We start from the raw sequence: 16,092 nt of genomic DNA on the forward strand, positions 1-16,092 counted from the left end.
GCCGTGGGGTGGCGGAGGGGGGCGTCATCCGGCGCGACCAGGTCCAGTCGCGGGCTGGCCGTACTTCAGTACCCCCCGCAACATGTCCGCAGCCTTCAGCAGCTGGGGGTCCGACGACGGCGACATCGGCGCGTCGTTCGCGCGGCCGAGTTCCTGCTCCGCCCAGGGCACCAGCACGTCCGGCTCAATGCCCAGCTCGTGAATCATCCGCCGGTTCGGCGTGTAGTAGCGCGCGGTCGTCAGCCGCAACGCGGAGCCGTCCGAGAGCGGCAATAGCGACTGCACTGACCCCTTGCCGAAACTGCGCTCGCCAATCAACACGGCGCGGCGATGGTCCTGCAGACAGCCCGCGACGACCTCCGCGGCGCTCGCGCTGCCCTCGTTCAACAACACCGCGATCGGCCACTCGTATACCTTCGGCGCCGCGCGGGTGAGGAACGTCTGGCGTTGCCGCTCGTCGCGTCCCTGCGTGATCAGCACCATCCGGCCGCGCGGCAGAAACCGGCTACACACCTCCACCGCGCTCTCCAGCAGCCCGCCAGGGTTGTTCCGCACGTCGAGGATCAGCGCGCGCGCACCCTCCCGCTCCAGCCGTGCGAGCGCGCGGTCGAGCATCTCCGCGGTTCGCGCATCGAACTGCGTGATGCGTACGTAGCCGATCCCGTCGCCCAATACGCGCACGGACTCGACGCTGTCCACTTCGATCTTCGCGCGTTGCAACACCAGCTCCACCGGCTCGGGGCGGCCGGGCTTCAGTACCTTGATGCGCACCGTCGTGCCCGGCGGCCCGCGCATCAGCCGCACCGCCTCGCCCAGATCCATTTCGGACGTCGGACGTCCGTTGATTTCCACCAGCCGATCGCCGCTGCGCAGTCCCGCCTTCGCGCCGGGCGTGCCGTCAATCGGCGAGATCACCACCAGCGCGCCCTCCCGCATACCAACGACCAGTCCCACCCCGCCAAACTCGCCCTCCGTGTCCTCCTGCATCGCGCGATACTCCGCCGAGTCCATGAACTCGGAGTACTCGTCCAGCGACGCAATCAGCCCGCGCATCGCACCGTTGATCAGCTCCGCGTACGAGGTGCGATTCGTGTCCACGTAGTGCCGCCGCACCTGCAGCAGCACCTCCGCGAACTTCGCAATGCCGGCGTACGCCTCGTCCTGCGCCGCCACCTCGGGCCGCGGCGCCGGCGCGGCCCCCGCGATCGCGCCGTAGAGCGCACCCGCAAGGACCGACCAAGCTCTGCGTGGACGGCAGCGTGCCATGCTGAATATTATCGCGCCGCCCGCGCCCGGCCGCAAACCTCCGGCGGCCGCCGCAGCGGCCTCACTGCGCCCCCAGCGGCGGCACCCGAAGGAACCAAGAGGGCGTGCAGCACCAGACGTCGCAGTCGCTGTTCACCAGATGGCTCTGGTAGGACGGCCCGCGCTCGTTCGCCGCCACCCAAACCTCACCAGAACGCGTCGGCGCCCCCCTCGATCCTCCCGCCCCAGTATCGCTCGATGTGCTCCGGCGCCTCGCTCGAGCGCTCCGACCGCCACCCCGCCTCCACCACTAGATAAGGCGTCACCGGGGTGCGCACAGCCGAGGTCACAACGCATGCACCGCCGGCCCCTCCAGCACGCCCGCCGGCACCATCCAGGCCTGCGAGGCCCAGGAGACCTGACGCGAGGCCCCGCTGACGAAAAGCGCCAGCGACTCGTCCCACAAATGCCGGCGGGCCGCTCCCCTCATCCGTGCAATCTCCGCCGGCAGAAACCACACATCTCCCTCGCGGTCCCGTTGGCGGCCTAGCTCGAGCGTCGCACGCAGCCCAAACAGGATCGTCGCCGGCTCCGCCGCCTCCCAGTCCAGCCCCGGATCCCCGTCCACGAACAACCACCAGCTCTTGGCATCGCGCAACAGACCGTCCGGCCCGACCGGCTCCAGCGGGAACTCGAGCTGCCGGGCCGCCCCCGGCCAGAGCTCCGCGGCGGTGTCGCGGTCGCCGCTGGCCTCGAGATACACCAACGGCGCCGGCGCAAACAGCGCGGGGGCGTCAAGGATATTGTTGCGACCCCGCACCGGCTCCGTTCGCTCGACCTGACAAGTCGCGAGCAGACCGCGGGCGGTCGCGGTGCCCGCGTGCAGGTGGAGACATCGCCGCACAAGCTCGCAGTTCCGAAACGTCGCGAAGTTCCGCCCGCAGGCGCAGGTCGCCCAACCACAGCCACCGGTCGCGTTTCGGGCCGTCCTCCACCGCCGTCGGCATGCAGTTGCGCAGCGTGCATCGGGGCAACTCGTGAATCCGCTGCTGCCGCTCGGTGAGCGCCGACGGCGCGAGCGGCATGCCGCGTTCGTCCGCCGAGGTCACCGCCTCTACCCGCGGCGCGCGCACGATCGCGCGGGCGTGCGGACTGCCCGGCAGCACCTCGACGCGCACATATTCGGAATGCGTACCGCCGCGGCGACCAGATCTCCGCCAGCGCGTCGTCCACGTTGACGACCTCATCCTGCAGCGATGAGCGCGCGAGGCTCGCCGGATAGAGATCGAAGGGTTCGCCCGCTTCCGTGGGCCTTTCCACAAAGACCGCCCGCAACCGCACCGGCGCGTCAATCGGATGGGCGGGCGGACCGATCTACAGCGCGGAGCGGCCGACGAGGTGCTCACCGAAGTCCAGCGTAAACTGATCGTCGCGTTTCAGCCGCTGCTGCTCCAGCTGCGCCGGCTCACCCACCACCTCCACCCGCCGGCGTCCGCAGCCGGCCGGACCAGCGCACGCGGCTCGCCCAACGCCGCTAAAGTTCGGGCCGGAGTGCGGCAGCGCCCTCAAGCCGGCGCGGACGTTCTCACAACGCCCGCTCCACCCACGGCGCAAACCACCGCGGCGGCTCCACGCCCAGCTCCGCGAGCAGCGATAGCCGTCCGTCCGGCGCCTCCGGCCCGCCGAGCGCCGCAAGCCCCATCGCCCACATCCCCGCCACCGGCCCCAGCCCTCCCTCGCCTTCATCCTCGCACCTGCCCGCCGGCGGCGCGCCGGCGCATCTCGCAGAAACGCAGCATCTGCGCGAGCATTTCCACTCGCGCCATCACGACCCCGCGGCGCCGCGCGGCCTCAACCGGCCGCTCATAGATCGCCTCGATTTCCATCGGGCGGCCCGCATCGTGATCGAGCTTCATGCTCGGCGCATAGGGCACCATGCGGTCCGTGAGTTCAAACATGTGATCGAGAAACGCGTCGGCGATGTGCCGCCCCCACGCGCGGGCGCCCGCCTGCAGCTCGCACATCAGCGAACGCGCCAGCGCGCGCGTCGCAGGCGTCTCCACCAGCGCGCGCGTGTCGGTGCCGAGCACCACGCACAGCCCGCTGAACGGCACGTTCCACAGCAATTTTTTCCATCGCGCTTCGAGCAGATCCGTGGCCGGCTCGGTCTCGATGCCGGCGCCGGCCAGATCGCTCACCACCGCCTGGACCGCCTCCGCCAGCACCGCCGGAGGGGCGCTCTCCGGATGGCCGGCCACGGTGACCTTCCCGTAGTCGAGGTGCCGGACGCGCGCGACCGCGACGCGCTGGCTGCAGAGAAAACAAAGCCCGCCGAGCACCGGATGGCCCCGCACCGCCGCCAGCGCATCCTCCTCCGCTCCGAGGCCGTTTTGCATCATCAGCACGACCGCCTCCGGCCGCTTCAGCGCTGCCGGCAGCAGTCGGGGCAGCTCGCGATTGCCGGTGGTCTTGATCGCCACGGCGACGACGTCCGCGGCCGGCAGCTCCTCCGGCCGTTCGAACGCGGCGGGCGCGGCGATGTGCCACCGCTCGCCGCCCGTTTCCACCTCCAGGCCCGACCGCCGCCACACGTCCGCACCGGTGCGCAGGAGCCAGCTCACCGGGTGACCGGCGCGCGCGAGTGCCGCGCCGTAGTAGCCGGCGACCGCGCCGCCGCCGATGAATGTCCATGCCCGCTTCACGAAGCGGCGCGCTCGCGCATCCACCGGTCCGCCGCCGCCCGCAGCGCGCGCACGTGGGCGGGCGTCGTGCCGCAGCAGCCGCCGATGATCGTGGCGCCTGCCTCCGCCAGGCGCGGCAACCACGCCGCGAACGTCTCCGGCGCGTCCGGCCAGCTCTGCTGCCCCCGAACGATCGTCGGCAGGCCGGCGTTCGGCTGCACCAGTATCGGCGCCGAAGGCTCCGCGGCGCGCATCGCCCGCACCACCGCCAACGCCGCCTCGCCGCCGGCAACGCAGTTGGCGCCGATGATGTCCGCGCCCGCTTCCAACGCCGCCCGCGCGGCCTCGGCCGGATCATGCCCCATCATCGTGCGGTGCTCGCCCGCCGCGGCGGGCGAAAACGTGAACGTGCAAATCACTTCCCGCGCGCCCGCATCGCGCGCAGCGCGCACCGCGATCGCCGCCTCGTCGGTCGCGCTCATGGTCTCGACACAAATCGCATCCACGCCGCCGCGCAACAGTGCGAGCGACTGCTCGAGGAACGCCTCATACAGATCCGCCTCGCCAACATCCCCCATCATCAGCAGTCGGCCGCTCGGACCGACCGACCCCACCACCCATCGCACCTCCCCCGCCGCGGCGCGCGAAATCCTCGCGGCCGCCTCATTCAGCTCGGAGGCGCGGTCCCCCAAACCGTGATCCGCCAGCCGCAGCCGGTTGCCGCCGAAACTGTTGGTCTCGATGAGGTCCGCGCCGGCCTCAATGTACGCGCGCGCGATCTCCGCGACACGCTCGGGGTGCTCCACACACCACTGTTCCGGACATTCGCCGGGCGCCAGTCCCTTCGCCTGCAACTGCGTACCCCAGGCGCCGTCGGCCACCAGGATCCGTCCCGACCCGGCCGCCTCGCTCAGCCTTCCTCGTTCCATCTGCGGACTCCCGCCCCTCCGCCCGGCTCACCACAATACCGGCGCCGCCACACCGCGAGCAAACCGCCCCGCCATCGGTCGGTTCCGGCCCCCCGCTCCGCACCGTCGCTTGACACCGCCGCGAATCGCCGGCGATGGTGGCGCGGATGAGCGCCGACGACACCCTTCTCATTCGCAACGCGCGCGTGTGGCCCGCCTGGGATGCGGAGCTGATTCCGGACGGCTCAATCCTGGTGGTGGGTGAACGGATCGAGCGGGTGGGACGCTTCACCGCCCGTGCCCGCACAGTGATCGACGCGGGCGGCGCGCTCGCGATGCCGGGGTTCATCCACGCGCATGTGCATCTGTGCCAGACCCTTTTCCGCGGCCTCGCGGAGGACCTGCCCCTGCTGCGCTGGCTCCGCGAATACATCTGGCCGCTGGAGGCCGCACACACCGACGCGACGCTCGAGATTTCCGCGCGACTCGCCGCCGCGGAAATGATCCGGAGCGGCACGACCGGTTTTGCCTCGATCGAAACGGTGCGCGGCACCGAGGTGGTGCTGGACACCATCTCGCGCATCGGGCTGCCGGGGCTGGTCGGCCACTGCCTGATGGATGAGACCGGCGGCTATCCACCGCTCGCGGTGCCGATCGACGAGGCGCTGGCCACCTGCGACGCGCTGGTCTCGCTGAGCGGTGACCGTCAGTGGTTGCGCCCGGCGGTCGCGCCCCGGTTTGCGCTCTCCTGCTCGGAGCCGAACCTCGTCGAGGCGGCCGCGTTCGCGCGCGACCGAGGGCTACGGCTGCACACGCACGCGTCGGAACAGCTTGCGGAGATCGAGTGGGTCCGCGCGCACACCGGACGCGACAACATCGCCTATCTGCGCGACTGCGGCATTGCCGGCCCCGACGTGCTGCTGGCGCATTGCGTCCACGCGGACCGGACCGAGCGCGCCATTCTGGCCGACAGCCGCACCCACGTCGTCCACTGCCCCTCCGCCAACTGGAAGCTGGGCTCGGGAATCGCGCCGGTGCCGGAAATGCTCGCGGAGGGCGTCGCGGTAGCGCTGGGCGCAGACGGTGCCGCCTGCAACAACCGGCTCGACATGTTCGCAGAGATGCGGCTGGCCGGTCTCGCGCAAGCGGTTCGGCGCGGGCCCGGCGCGCTGCCCGCCCGCCAGATCGTCCGTCTGGCCACCGAGGGGGGCGCCGCGGCACTGGGGTGGGGTGGCGTGGTCGGCCGGCTCGAGCCCGGATGGCGCGCGGACGTTGTTCTGATCGAGCTCGACGACCTGGCGGTGCTGCCGGCTTCCGACCCCGCGACCGCCGTGGTGTACTCCGCACATCCCGGTTGCGTCTCGCTCACGATGGCGGCCGGCCGCATCCTCTACGAGAACGGCCAGTTCACCACCATCGACGCGGAGCGTCTGCCCGCGGACGCCCGCGACGCCCGTCGGCATCTGATGCGGCGCGCCGGCCTCGCCTGAATCGCGGCCCGCCGAACCTCCCTCAACGGCGAACCCGCTCGCGGATCTCGATCAGACGCTTCATCACCGGGTAGAGCCGGCCGTTTCCCTCCGGCGTGCCGAACGCGTCGTGCAGCATGCGGTAGAGCTCGTAGAGCTCGCGATAGACCGCGTGCGCGCCACGCCGCGGCCGATACGCGCCCGGTCGCGTCCCCGCCATCGCGGCCTGGGCGGACGGCACGTCTGGATACACGCCCGCGACCACCGCCGCCGCGATCGCCGCGCCGAGCGCACAGGTCTGCGAGGAGCGCGCAACGCGAATCGGTCGACCGGTCACGTCCGCGAGTGTCTGCATCACCAGCGGATTCTTTTCCGCAATGCCGCCGCACGCGACGATGCTGCGCACCGGGATCTGAAATTCCTCAAACCGCTCAATGATGCGCAGCGTCCCGAACGCGGCCGCTTCGATCAGCGCGCGATAGATCTCCGCGGGCGTCGTGTACAGCGTCTGGCCCACCAGCAGCCCGCCGAGCCGCGGGTCCGCCAGCACGGTGCGGTTGCCGTTGTTCCAGTCCAGCGCCAGCAAGCCGCTTTCGCCTGGCCGCAGCCGCGCGGCCGCGGCGGACAGCGCCTCGTGCGTGCCCGCACGGCCGAGCGGCCGCACGTGGTTCACAAACCAGTTGAAGATGTCGCCGAACGCCGACTGGCCCGCCTCCAGTCCGACGTGCGCGGGCAGAATGCTGCCGCGCACAATCCCGCACAGCCCCGGGATGTCCGGCACCGCGCCGCCCGGCGGCACCACCATCATGTGGCAGGCGCTGGTGCCCAGGATGATCGCCATCGTGCCCGGCGCCACGCCGGACCCGACCGCGCCCAGATGTGCATCCAGCGCGCCCACCGCCACCGGAATGCCGGCCGGCAGACCGGTGCGCCGCGCCCACTCGACGGTCAGCCGACCGGCGGGCTGGTCGATCGCGGCCGCTCGCGGCCGCAACCGTTCGCGCAGTGCGCCGAGTGCGGGATCGAGCCGCGCGAGAAATTCCGCGTCCGGGTAGCCCCCCCACTCGTCGCTGTACATCGCTTTGTGCCCGGCGGCGCACACGCCTACGGTGAGCCGGTCCGGCGCCTCGGTGCCGGTCAGCAACGCGGGCACCCAGTCGCAGCATTCCACCCATAGGTGGGCGGCGCGGAACACCTCGGGCGTGGTGCGGAGACAGTGGAGGATCTTGCTGAAAAACCACTCGCTGGAGTACGTGCCGCCGCACTTCGCCAGATAGTGCGGGCGCATCGCCCGCGCAAGCTCGGTGATCTCGGCCGCCTCCGCCGCCGCGGTGTGGTCCTTCCACAGCCACGCCATCGCCGCCGGATGCGCCGCCCAGCGGCGTTGCAGCGCCAGCGGCCGGCCCGCCGCATCCACCGGCATCGGCGTGCTGCCGGTGGTGTCCACGCCGATGCCCGCCACCTGCTCCGACCGGAAGCCGCGCACGGACCGCCGCGCCGCCGCCAGCACCGCACGGATCACCCTCACCGCGCCCTCCACGTAGTCGGCCGGATGCTGCCGCGCAAAGTTCGGATCGCGCGAAAGCACCACGCCCTCCTCACCGTGCGCGTAGGTCCACACCGCCGACGCGACCTCACGGCCGTCCTCGACATCCGCCAGCAGCGCGCGCACCGAATTCGTACCGTAGTCGAGCCCCAGCGTGTACTTCGCACCCTTCATCGCCGCATCTCCCCGAGACCGCCGGCGTTCTTGCACCGCGACGCGCGCCACGCACGACCGCGGCGGCTGGCGGCCGCCTGCCGCGCATAGTATCATGCGAAGATTGCGGAGACCGCTGTGGACGAGCCGGAATTCAAGCCCGATCGCGACGAGCTGCCCAATGGCCAGCGCATGCCGATGCGCGGCATGCTGGTCTGGCTGTTGCTGCTGCTGATGTTTTTCAGCCTGTTCCACTTTTTCTCGCAGACTGCGGACCGTCCGCGCCGGCTCAGCTACTACCCCGAGTTTGTGCAGCTGGTCGAAAGCAACCTGATCGAAAGCTGCGAAATTGTGCTGGAGGTCTCCGGCGTCCAGTACATCACCGGCCGGCTGAAGCCCACGCTGGCGGGTGGCCGCGCACAGCCCTTCCGAACCGATGTGATCGTCACCGACAGCCTGCCCCAGTGGCTGGCCGAGCACGGCGTGCCGTTCCGGTTCCGGCCGCAGAACCCCGTCGTCTGGCAAATGCTCACCAGCGCGCTGCCGTTTCTGCTGCTGATGGGGTTGCTCTACGTGCTGTTCATCCGGCAGATGCGAATGGTCGGGCGCGGCGCGATGAGCTTCGGCAAGAGTCGCGCCAAGCTGCTCACCCGGATGAAGAACCGGATCACGTTCGACGACGTCGCTGGCATCGACGAGGCGCGGGAGGAGGTGCAGGAGATCATCGAATTCCTGAAAAACCCGAAGAAGTTTCAGCGTCTCGGCGGCCGCATCCCGAAGGGCGTGCTGCTGGTCGGCCCGCCCGGCACCGGCAAGACGCTGCTCGCGAAGGCGATCGCCGGCGAGGCGCAGGTTCCGTTCTTCAGCATCAGCGGCTCGGACTTCGTCGAGATGTTCGTCGGCGTCGGCGCCTCGCGCGTGCGCGACATGTTCGAGCAAGGCAAACGCCATGCGCCCTGCATCATCTTCATTGACGAGATCGATGCGGTTGGCCGCAGCCGTTTCAGCGGCATCGGCGGCGGTCACGACGAGCGCGAGCAGACGCTGAACGCGCTGCTGGTCGAAATGGACGGGTTCGACACGAAGGAAGGCGTCATCATCATCGCCGCGACGAACCGCCCCGACGTGCTCGACCCCGCGCTGCTGCGGCCCGGCCGGTTCGACCGGCAGATCTTCGTGGATCTGCCGAACCTCGAGGGGCGCGAGAAAATTCTCCGGATTCATGCCCGTCGTCTCCGGCTGGGACCGGATGCCGACCTGCGCAAGATCGCGCGCGGCACGCCCGGGTTCTCCGGCGCGGACCTCGAAAACCTCATCAACGAGGCCGCGCTGCTCGCCGCTCGCCGCGGCGCCGAGTACATCGAGCACCGGGATCTCGAAGAGGCGCGCGACAAGGTCCGCTGGGGCCGCGAGCGCCGCAGCCGGCTGCCGGACGAACACGAGCGCCGCCTCACCGCATACCACGAGGCCGGTCACGCAGTCGTGATGCAGGTGGCCGGCGCCGAGCCGCTGCACAAGGTCACTATCATTCCGCGCGGCCAGTCCCTCGGCGCGACGATGCAGCTGCCCGAACGCGACCGCTACACCGAAAGCCGCTCGAAACTGCTGAAGATGATCCAGGGGCTCATGGCCGGTCGTGTCGCGGAGGAACTCGTGTTTGGCGACGTGACGACCGGCGCGCAGATGGACTTCCGTCAGGCGACCCAGATCGCCCGGATGATGGTGTGCGAGTGGGGCATGAGCGACGCGCTGGGCCCCCAAACCTACATCGAGCGCGAAGAGCTGCTCTTCCTCGGCCGGGAAATCTCCCGCACGCAGACCTACAGCGAGGAAACGGCCCGCCGGATTGATGCAGAGGTGCACCGAATCCTGATGGAATGCTATGCGGAGGCGCGCCGGATCCTCACCGAACACAACACGGCGCTGCACAGCGTCGCCCGCGAGCTGCTCGCCCGCGAGACGCTCGACGGTCAGGACGTCGCGGACATCGTCCGGCACGGCCGGATCCTGACAGACGCCGAGCGCCGCGCCGCGGACGCCACCCCGCCCCCCCCCGCCGGCGCCGCCGCGCCACCGCCGCCACCGGCCCCCGGATGAGCGGCGCGGCCCAACCTGCCCCCCACCCTCCGTGGCGCTGCGGCGATGTGCTCTTCGACGGACGCCGCACCCTCGTGATGGGCATCCTTAACGTGACACCCGATTCTTTCTCCGACGGCGGCCGGTACCTCGACACCGAGCGCGCAGTCGCGCACGCCCAGGCGATGGCCGAGCAGGGCGCCGACCTCATTGACGTGGGCGGTGAATCTACCCGCCCCGGCGCCGCGCCGGTACCGCCCGAGGAGGAGCTGCGTCGGGTACTGCCGGTGGTGCGCCGGCTCTGCGAAAATCGGCACATGGTCGTCTCCGTCGACACCCGGCGGGCCGCGGTCGCCCGCGCCGCTCTCGAAGCCGGCGCCCGCGTCGTGAACGACGTCTCCGCGCTGCGCGATCCGGAAATGGCCGCCGTCGTGCGAGACTTTGGCGCCGGTGTCGTGCTGATGCACATGCGCGGCGAACCCGCCACAATGCAGCAGGACCCTCGCTACCGCGACGTCGTCGCGGAAGTGCGCGACTTCCTACAGCAACGAGTCGAGGCGGCGGTCGCCGCGGGGGTGGACCCGTCCGCGATCGTGGTCGATCCCGGCATCGGATTCGGGAAAACGGCCGCCCACAACCTCGCGCTGCTGCGTGCGATTCCGCAGCTCACCGCGCTGGGCCGGCCGGTGCTGATCGGGGTCTCCCGCAAAAGCATCGTCGGTCATCTCACCGGCCGTCCGGTCGCCGAGCGCGTCGCAGGAAGCGTCGCGCTGGCTGCGATCGCGGTCTACCTGGGCGCGGCGGTGGTGCGGGCGCACGACGTGCGCGAAACTTGCGACGCCGTTCGCGTGGCGGATACGATGGCGAGCGGGGCGCAGCCAGATGGACTGGACCTGGGTTGAACGATGGCCGCGGCCGGGCGTGTCGGGTGTGCTGGAGATCGCGGTCCTGTCGTTCGCGTTCTACTACACGATCCGGTTTTTCCGCGGCACGCGCGGCGCGCAGGTGCTGACCGGCCTGGTCGTGGTGGTGCTGCTGTTGACCCTGCTGACGCGGGTCGTCCGGATGGAGGTGCTGTTCTGGTTGCTGCAGCGGTTCTCCGTCTACCTCGCGGTCGGGCTCGTGATCATTTTTCAGCCCGAAATCCGACGCGCGCTGGCGGAGCTCGGCAAGTCGCCCGCGTTCGGCATCACCGCGGACGAACGCAGCCTCGTGGACGCGGTGGTCCAGGCCGCGATGCTGCTCTCCGAGCGCAAGATTGGTGCGCTGATCGCGATCGAGCGGCAGATCGGTACCCGCGCGGTGCAGGAAACCGGCAAGCCGCTCGACGCGCGCGTCACGCCGGAATTGCTCGCGACGATTTTCCATCCGCACACCCCCCTCCACGACGGCGGCGTGATCATCCGCGACCAGCGCGTCGTTGCGGCGGGTTGTGTGTTTCCGCTCACCCAGCAGAGCGAGGCGGTGCGCACGCTGGGCACGCGGCACCGCGCCGCCATCGGTCTCTCCGAAGAAACGGATGCGATCGTGGTGGTGGTGTCGGAGGAAACCGGCACGGTCTCGGTGGCGTTGAACGGGCGACTCAGCCGCGGTCTGGACGAGGAGCGGCTGCGGCGCGTGCTCACCGCCGTGCTGCACCGCGCCCGCCGGCGCGGCGCCTTCCGCGCATACCGCGGCGACGCCGTCCCGCTCGGAGAGGCGAATGACTGACGGCGCAACCCTGGCAGCGGACCTGCGCGAGCGGCGGACGCGCCGCTGGACGATGGTGCTGTCCGTCGTGCTGGCGACGATCGTCTGGGCCACGGTCCGAGAGGCGATCAGCTTCGAAACGGTGGTCCGCGACGTGCCGATCCGGGTCGTCACCGCGCAGGGCATCACCGTGCTTGAACAGTCCGCAGACATGGCGGACGTGTGGTTTCGCGGTGCGCAGTCGGACCTCGCGCAGCTGGAGCGGCAGAGCGTGCTCATCGAAGTGCCCGCGCCGCCGGGCGTGCCGCCGGACGAGCACGGCCGGCAGGTGGTGGAACTGCGACCCCGGCACGTTCGTTCCTCCGGCGGCGCGCGCCCGGTCCGGATTGAACCCGGTCGCATCGCGTTCAGCGTAGACCGGGAGGGGGAACGGATGGTGCCGGTGCGGGCGGAATTCCAAGATGCGCCACCGCAAGGCTACGAGATCGGCGCGGTCACCTGCACCCCCGCCGCGGTGCGTCTGCGCGGTCCGCTGTCCCGGCTCGAAGAGATCGAATGGCTTCGAACCTCCCCGATTGATCTGCAGGGCCGGCTGACCTCGTTCCGAGTGCGCGCGGCGGTGGTGCCGCCCGCCGGCGTGCCGTCCGCACGGCTCGAGCCCGATCGCGTCAACGTCGAGGTGCTGATCGTCGAACACGCGGCGCAGCGCGTGCTGGACGCGGTGCCGATCCAGGCGCTCATGCCGCCTGGCCGCGGATGTCGGCTGGAGGTACGCCCGGCGACCGTCCGGGTGACCCTCCAGGGGCCGGCCGCGCTGCTCGAGCGGATGTCGGAGGACGAGGTACGCGCGTTCGTCGAACCCTCGTCAGTTCAACCGGACCGTCCGGTGGAAACCCGGATTCGCGTGTTCCCGCCGCCGGGCGCGAGGGTGCTTGCGCTCGACCCTCCTTCTGCGATGGTGGAGCTGAAACCATGAAATCGCTGATGCGATCTGGCGGTGCGCATCGTCGGCGGGCAGACCGGCGCCACTGGCCCTACCGACTGTTGATCGTGGTGCTCGCGTTCGCTCGCCCCGCAGGCGCAGCGGACACCGCCACACCGCCCGCCCGCACGAATGCGGTGCCGACGGTGACCACGCCGTTCGCCCGCCAGCCTCAGACCGAGGCCGAACGACGCGCAAATGCGATCGCGGAGGAGGGCTTTTTCCACGCACGCATCGGCGACCACGAGCGCGCAATCGCCTCCTTTCGCCAGGCGCTGCAGGTGGATCCGAGCAACCGCCGCGCGCTGTTCGGTCTGGGTACCTCGCTGATCGCCACCGAGCAGTATGCGGAGGCAACCAACGTGCTGGCCCGCTCGATCGAGCTGGACCCGGGCGACTATTTTGCGGTCAACAACCTCGCCTGGCTGCATGCGACCGCGCGGGACATCCGATTCCGTGACGGGCGGCGCGCGCTCGCTCACGCACAGCAAGCGCTCGTGATGGCCCCGCTCGATTATCGGGTGTGGAGCACGCTCGCGGAAAGCTACTACGTCTCCGGCGAATACGCTCGCGCCCGACGCGCCGCCGAAGAAGCGCTTCGACTCGCGCGGCTCGCGAACATCGCCTCCAACGTAGTCGCGGAGTACGAGGCCCAGCTGCGGCGCTGCCGCGCCGCCGAGCAGGCGATGAACATCCTCGAGTAGCGCGCCTACCGCTGGCCCGCCGGCTCCGGCGCAGCGGGCGCCCCGGCCTCCTCGATCCAGACCCCCATCCGCCGGAACTTCTGATACCGCCGCTCCATCAGCTCCGCCGCTGGCACCGTCACCAGCTCGTCCAGCGCGCGCGTGATCGCCGCCGAGAGCAGCGTCGCGGCGACCGCCGGCGCCGCGTGCGCACCGCCCTCCGGTTCCGGCACGATCTCATCCACCAGACCGAACTGCAGAAGATCCCGCGCGGTCAGCTTCAGCACCGCCGCGGCACGGTCCGCGTACGCGCGGTCCTTCCACAGAATCGCCGCACAACCCTCCGGCGAAATCACCGAGTAATATGCGTGCTCGAGGATCAGAATCCGGTCGCCGACGCCAATACCCAGCGCACCGCCGCTGCCACCCTCGCCGATCACCGCGACCACGATCGGCACCGGCAGCGTGAACATCTCGCGCAGGTTCACCGCGATCGCTTCCGCGATGTGACGCTCCTCCGACTCGATACCCGGGTAGGCGCCGGGCGTGTCGATCAGCGTGACGATCGGCCGACCGAACCGCGCCGCCAGCCGCATCAGCCGCAGCGCTTTCCGATACCCCTCCGGCAGCGCACAACCGAAGTGGCACCGGACATTCGTCTTTGTGTCCCGCCCCTTCTGCGTGCCGATCACCATCACGCGATGCGCGCCAATCGTCGCAAACCCCCCCACCATCGCCGCGTCGTCGCCGAAGCGACGGTCACCGTGCAGCTCGACGAAGTCCCGCATCATCGTACCGATGTAGTCGCGGGTGTACGGGCGCTGCGGATGGCGGGCCACCTGCACCTGCTGCCACGGCGTGAGCTCCGAATAGATCTTGCGGCGCAGCTCCCGGATTTTTTCCTCGATCCGACGGATCTCGCCGGAAACGTCGATGTCCTGCTCTTCGCTGAAGCGGTGCAGTTCGCGCAGCTTTTGCTCGAGCTCCGCGATCGGCTTCTCGAACGGCAGCATGTAGCCCGCCACAACGACCTCCGTCGAGTCAATCGTGAATCACCACCGGCGTGCCCGCCGGTAGCAGCGTGAAGAGTTCCTCGATGTCCGAATTCAGCAGCCGGATGCAGCCCGCGCTCACCGACCGCCCGATCGTCTCCGGCTCCCACGTTCCATGAATGCCGTAGCCCGGTACGTTCAGCGACAACCAATGGGTCCCGAGCACGTTCTCCTTGTCGCCGTAGGGCACCGTCCGCCCGTCCGGGCGCCACCACGTCGGCTGCGCGATCCGCTCGGTGATCGTGAACTGGCCCGTCGGCGTCTTGTCAAACTCTCCGGTCCCGATCCGGTATCGCTTAAAAAAGCGGTCGTTCAGCCGCACCACCAGCTCGTTGTCGGATTTATCCACTTCCACCGAAAAGCGACCGCTCAGCACCCGCAACCGGTCGCCGGGCCGGATCACCTCTCCCTTCAGCCCGTTCCCCTTCATCAGCAGCTCAACGGTGCAGCCGAACCGGCGCGCGATCGTCGCCAGTCGGTCGCCCGGCTGAATCACGTAGTCGCTCTTTTCCGGCATCGGCGCCGGCGAAAACACCATCGCGATGTGAATCTCCCCCAGCAGGTCCTCCGCCGCACGCCGCACCGCCGGCTCACGTGCCGATTCAAGCGCCTGAAACGCCCGCTCCCTCGCCGCGGCGAGCTGCCGCGCCTGGAACAGCGCCCGCGCCGCCTGCACCGCGTCAGCGCCGGGGTCCGCGGGGGCCGGCGTCGGCTCGGCGGTGGCCCGCAACGGTGCGGGGCTGGTCGGCGGCGGCGACGGCACCACATTGGTCGCGGGCACCGGGACCCCGACGGGTGCGGGCGTCGGCTTGGCCGGCCGCTGCCGCACCCACCGCACCCCGAGCGCCGCTGCGGCGGCCAGAACCGCCAGCCCGACCGCCCACCACGGCCCCCGAGAGCGGGGGGAGGATACCCGGCGAATGTACAAATCGTCACTCATGCCCGTCCGCGTTCAACCTGCCGCCCGGTCCGTGGCAGTCTGGATGATCCGCCCCCACGTTGGCAAGCGCACCGATCGACCGGTCCCCGACCGGTGCACACCGCCCAGCTAGGACGAGTCCGTCGCGGACGTCTGCGCACGTCCCGCCGCTTGCTTTTCTGCCGATTTGGAGCGATTGATAAATGTGAAAAAAGCCAGCTTAGCTCAGTCGGCAGAGCAGCTGATTTGTAATCAGCAGGTCGTCGGTTCGACCCCGACAGCTGGCTCCGGAGTGCGGCAGCGGGCGGGCGAGCCAGGGAGATTCCCCGCGACCGGTTGCCTCCATTGCGTGAGGGGGATTGAGGGGATGAGGGGGGAAAGAAGTTTCTACGAAATCGGCGGCAGGCCGACGGGCAGTCATTATCGCCGAAGACCCGGATTGCATCCTCCCCCACCCCGCGGCGGCGACTCCACCTCGGGCACGGCGCTGGTGCTGCTGGTGGGGGCGCTCGTCGCCGCGGCGGTGGTGACGGTTCTGTTGCTCAAGGGCAGTTAGACGTGGGTCAGCCGGCTGGCGCGCGCACAGCGCACCCGCTAAGCTGCCGCCCAAGGACACCCCGGTAGCTCAGTTGGACAGAGCGGCGGTTTCCTAAACCGCAGGTCGCGCGTTCGATCCGCGCCCGGGGTAC

The 16,092-nt window shown here is 70.1% G+C and carries 17 protein-coding genes and 2 tRNA genes; 9 read left to right on the top strand and 10 right to left on the bottom strand.

The features are described from left to right. Positions 1-24: 24 nt before the first annotated feature. The 7 genes from N2652_06150 to N2652_06180 all read right to left on the bottom strand — a co-directional run bounded on the left by N2652_06150 (position 25) and on the right by N2652_06180 (position 4,855). Positions 25-1,266 (bottom strand): S41 family peptidase, encoded by a 1,242-nt coding sequence (locus N2652_06150; protein ID MCX7818772.1) that lies wholly within the window; start codon positions 1,264-1,266, stop codon positions 25-27. Positions 1,267-1,451: 185 nt separating this feature from the next. Continuing rightward, complete coding sequence (locus N2652_06155) at positions 1,452-1,595, bottom strand: hypothetical protein (protein MCX7818773.1); 144 nt, start codon at positions 1,593-1,595, stop codon at positions 1,452-1,454. Next, complete coding sequence (locus tag N2652_06160; protein MCX7818774.1) at positions 1,592-2,065, bottom strand: hypothetical protein; 474 nt, start codon at positions 2,063-2,065, stop codon at positions 1,592-1,594. Before N2652_06160 ends, N2652_06155 begins: the two co-directional genes overlap by 4 nt. Next, on the bottom strand, positions 2,040-2,492 hold the full coding sequence (locus N2652_06165; GenBank protein MCX7818775.1) for a hypothetical protein: 453 nt from the start codon (positions 2,490-2,492) through the stop codon (positions 2,040-2,042). Before N2652_06165 ends, N2652_06160 begins: the two co-directional genes overlap by 26 nt. A 338-nt stretch (positions 2,493-2,830) precedes the next feature. After that, positions 2,831-2,965 (bottom strand): hypothetical protein, encoded by a 135-nt coding sequence (locus N2652_06170; GenBank protein ID MCX7818776.1) that lies wholly within the window; start codon positions 2,963-2,965, stop codon positions 2,831-2,833. A 22-nt stretch (positions 2,966-2,987) separates the two neighbouring features. Further along, the gene (locus tag N2652_06175; GenBank protein ID MCX7818777.1) at positions 2,988-3,971 is read right to left on the bottom strand and encodes a 2-dehydropantoate 2-reductase; all 984 of its coding nucleotides are present in this window, start codon (positions 3,969-3,971) and stop codon (positions 2,988-2,990) included. Then, positions 3,944-4,855 carry a homocysteine S-methyltransferase family protein gene (locus tag N2652_06180; protein ID MCX7818778.1) on the bottom strand — a complete coding sequence of 304 codons (912 nt, stop codon included), beginning with the start codon at positions 4,853-4,855 and terminating at the stop codon, positions 3,944-3,946. The genes N2652_06175 and N2652_06180 overlap by 28 nt, the downstream gene beginning before the upstream one ends. A gap of 146 nt (positions 4,856-5,001) precedes the next feature. Here N2652_06180 and N2652_06185 point away from each other — a divergent pair, with 146 nt between their 5' ends. Next, positions 5,002-6,324, top strand: coding sequence for an amidohydrolase family protein (locus N2652_06185; GenBank protein ID MCX7818779.1), 1,323 nt, complete (start codon positions 5,002-5,004; stop codon positions 6,322-6,324). Positions 6,325-6,346: 22 nt separating this feature from the next. Here N2652_06185 and N2652_06190 read toward each other — a convergent pair whose 3' ends face one another. Then, a complete protein-coding gene (locus N2652_06190; protein ID MCX7818780.1) occupies positions 6,347-8,023 on the bottom strand; it encodes a ribulokinase in 1,677 nt (558 codons plus the stop codon). 117 nt (positions 8,024-8,140) lie between these two features. On the opposite strand from N2652_06190, the gene ftsH reads away from it, so the two are divergent. The 5 genes from ftsH (at position 8,141) to N2652_06215 (ending at position 13,453) form a co-directional block, all read left to right on the top strand. After that, on the top strand, positions 8,141-10,099 hold the full coding sequence (gene ftsH / locus N2652_06195; GenBank protein ID MCX7818781.1) for an ATP-dependent zinc metalloprotease FtsH: 1,959 nt from the start codon (positions 8,141-8,143) through the stop codon (positions 10,097-10,099). 77 nt (positions 10,100-10,176) lie between these two features. Beyond that, complete coding sequence (gene folP, locus N2652_06200; GenBank protein ID MCX7818782.1) at positions 10,177-10,980, top strand: dihydropteroate synthase; 804 nt, start codon at positions 10,177-10,179, stop codon at positions 10,978-10,980. Continuing rightward, complete coding sequence (gene cdaA, locus N2652_06205) at positions 10,961-11,788, top strand: diadenylate cyclase CdaA (protein ID MCX7818783.1); 828 nt, start codon at positions 10,961-10,963, stop codon at positions 11,786-11,788. Before folP ends, cdaA begins: the two co-directional genes overlap by 20 nt. After that, positions 11,781-12,743: a CdaR family protein gene (locus N2652_06210; GenBank protein MCX7818784.1), complete on the top strand. Its 963-nt coding sequence runs from the start codon at positions 11,781-11,783 to the stop codon at positions 12,741-12,743. The genes cdaA and N2652_06210 overlap by 8 nt, the downstream gene beginning before the upstream one ends. After that, positions 12,740-13,453 carry a tetratricopeptide repeat protein gene (locus N2652_06215; protein ID MCX7818785.1) on the top strand — a complete coding sequence of 238 codons (714 nt, stop codon included), beginning with the start codon at positions 12,740-12,742 and terminating at the stop codon, positions 13,451-13,453. The genes N2652_06210 and N2652_06215 overlap by 4 nt, the downstream gene beginning before the upstream one ends. 5 nt (positions 13,454-13,458) lie before the next feature. Here the strand turns inward: N2652_06215 and N2652_06220 are convergent, their stop codons facing one another. Both N2652_06220 and N2652_06225 read right to left on the bottom strand, forming a co-directional pair. Beyond that, positions 13,459-14,445, bottom strand: coding sequence for an acetyl-CoA carboxylase carboxyltransferase subunit alpha (locus N2652_06220; protein MCX7818786.1), 987 nt, complete (start codon positions 14,443-14,445; stop codon positions 13,459-13,461). Positions 14,446-14,473: 28 nt separating this feature from the next. Continuing rightward, positions 14,474-15,424 carry a L,D-transpeptidase family protein gene (locus tag N2652_06225; GenBank protein MCX7818787.1) on the bottom strand — a complete coding sequence of 317 codons (951 nt, stop codon included), beginning with the start codon at positions 15,422-15,424 and terminating at the stop codon, positions 14,474-14,476. A gap of 193 nt (positions 15,425-15,617) precedes the next feature. Here N2652_06225 and N2652_06230 point away from each other — a divergent pair. The 3 genes from N2652_06230 to N2652_06240 all read left to right on the top strand — a co-directional run bounded on the left by N2652_06230 (position 15,618) and on the right by N2652_06240 (position 16,091). Then, positions 15,618-15,690, top strand: a tRNA-Thr gene (locus tag N2652_06230). An 80-nt stretch (positions 15,691-15,770) separates the two neighbouring features. Further along, positions 15,771-15,959 (top strand): hypothetical protein, encoded by a 189-nt coding sequence (locus tag N2652_06235; protein ID MCX7818788.1) that lies wholly within the window; start codon positions 15,771-15,773, stop codon positions 15,957-15,959. A gap of 58 nt (positions 15,960-16,017) precedes the next feature. Next, positions 16,018-16,091 (top strand) — tRNA-Arg (locus tag N2652_06240). Position 16,092 lies beyond the last annotated feature (1 nt).

Source organism: Kiritimatiellia bacterium, assembly GCA_026417735.1.
GTDB lineage: Bacteria > Verrucomicrobiota > Kiritimatiellia > PWTM01 > PWTM01 > CAACVY01.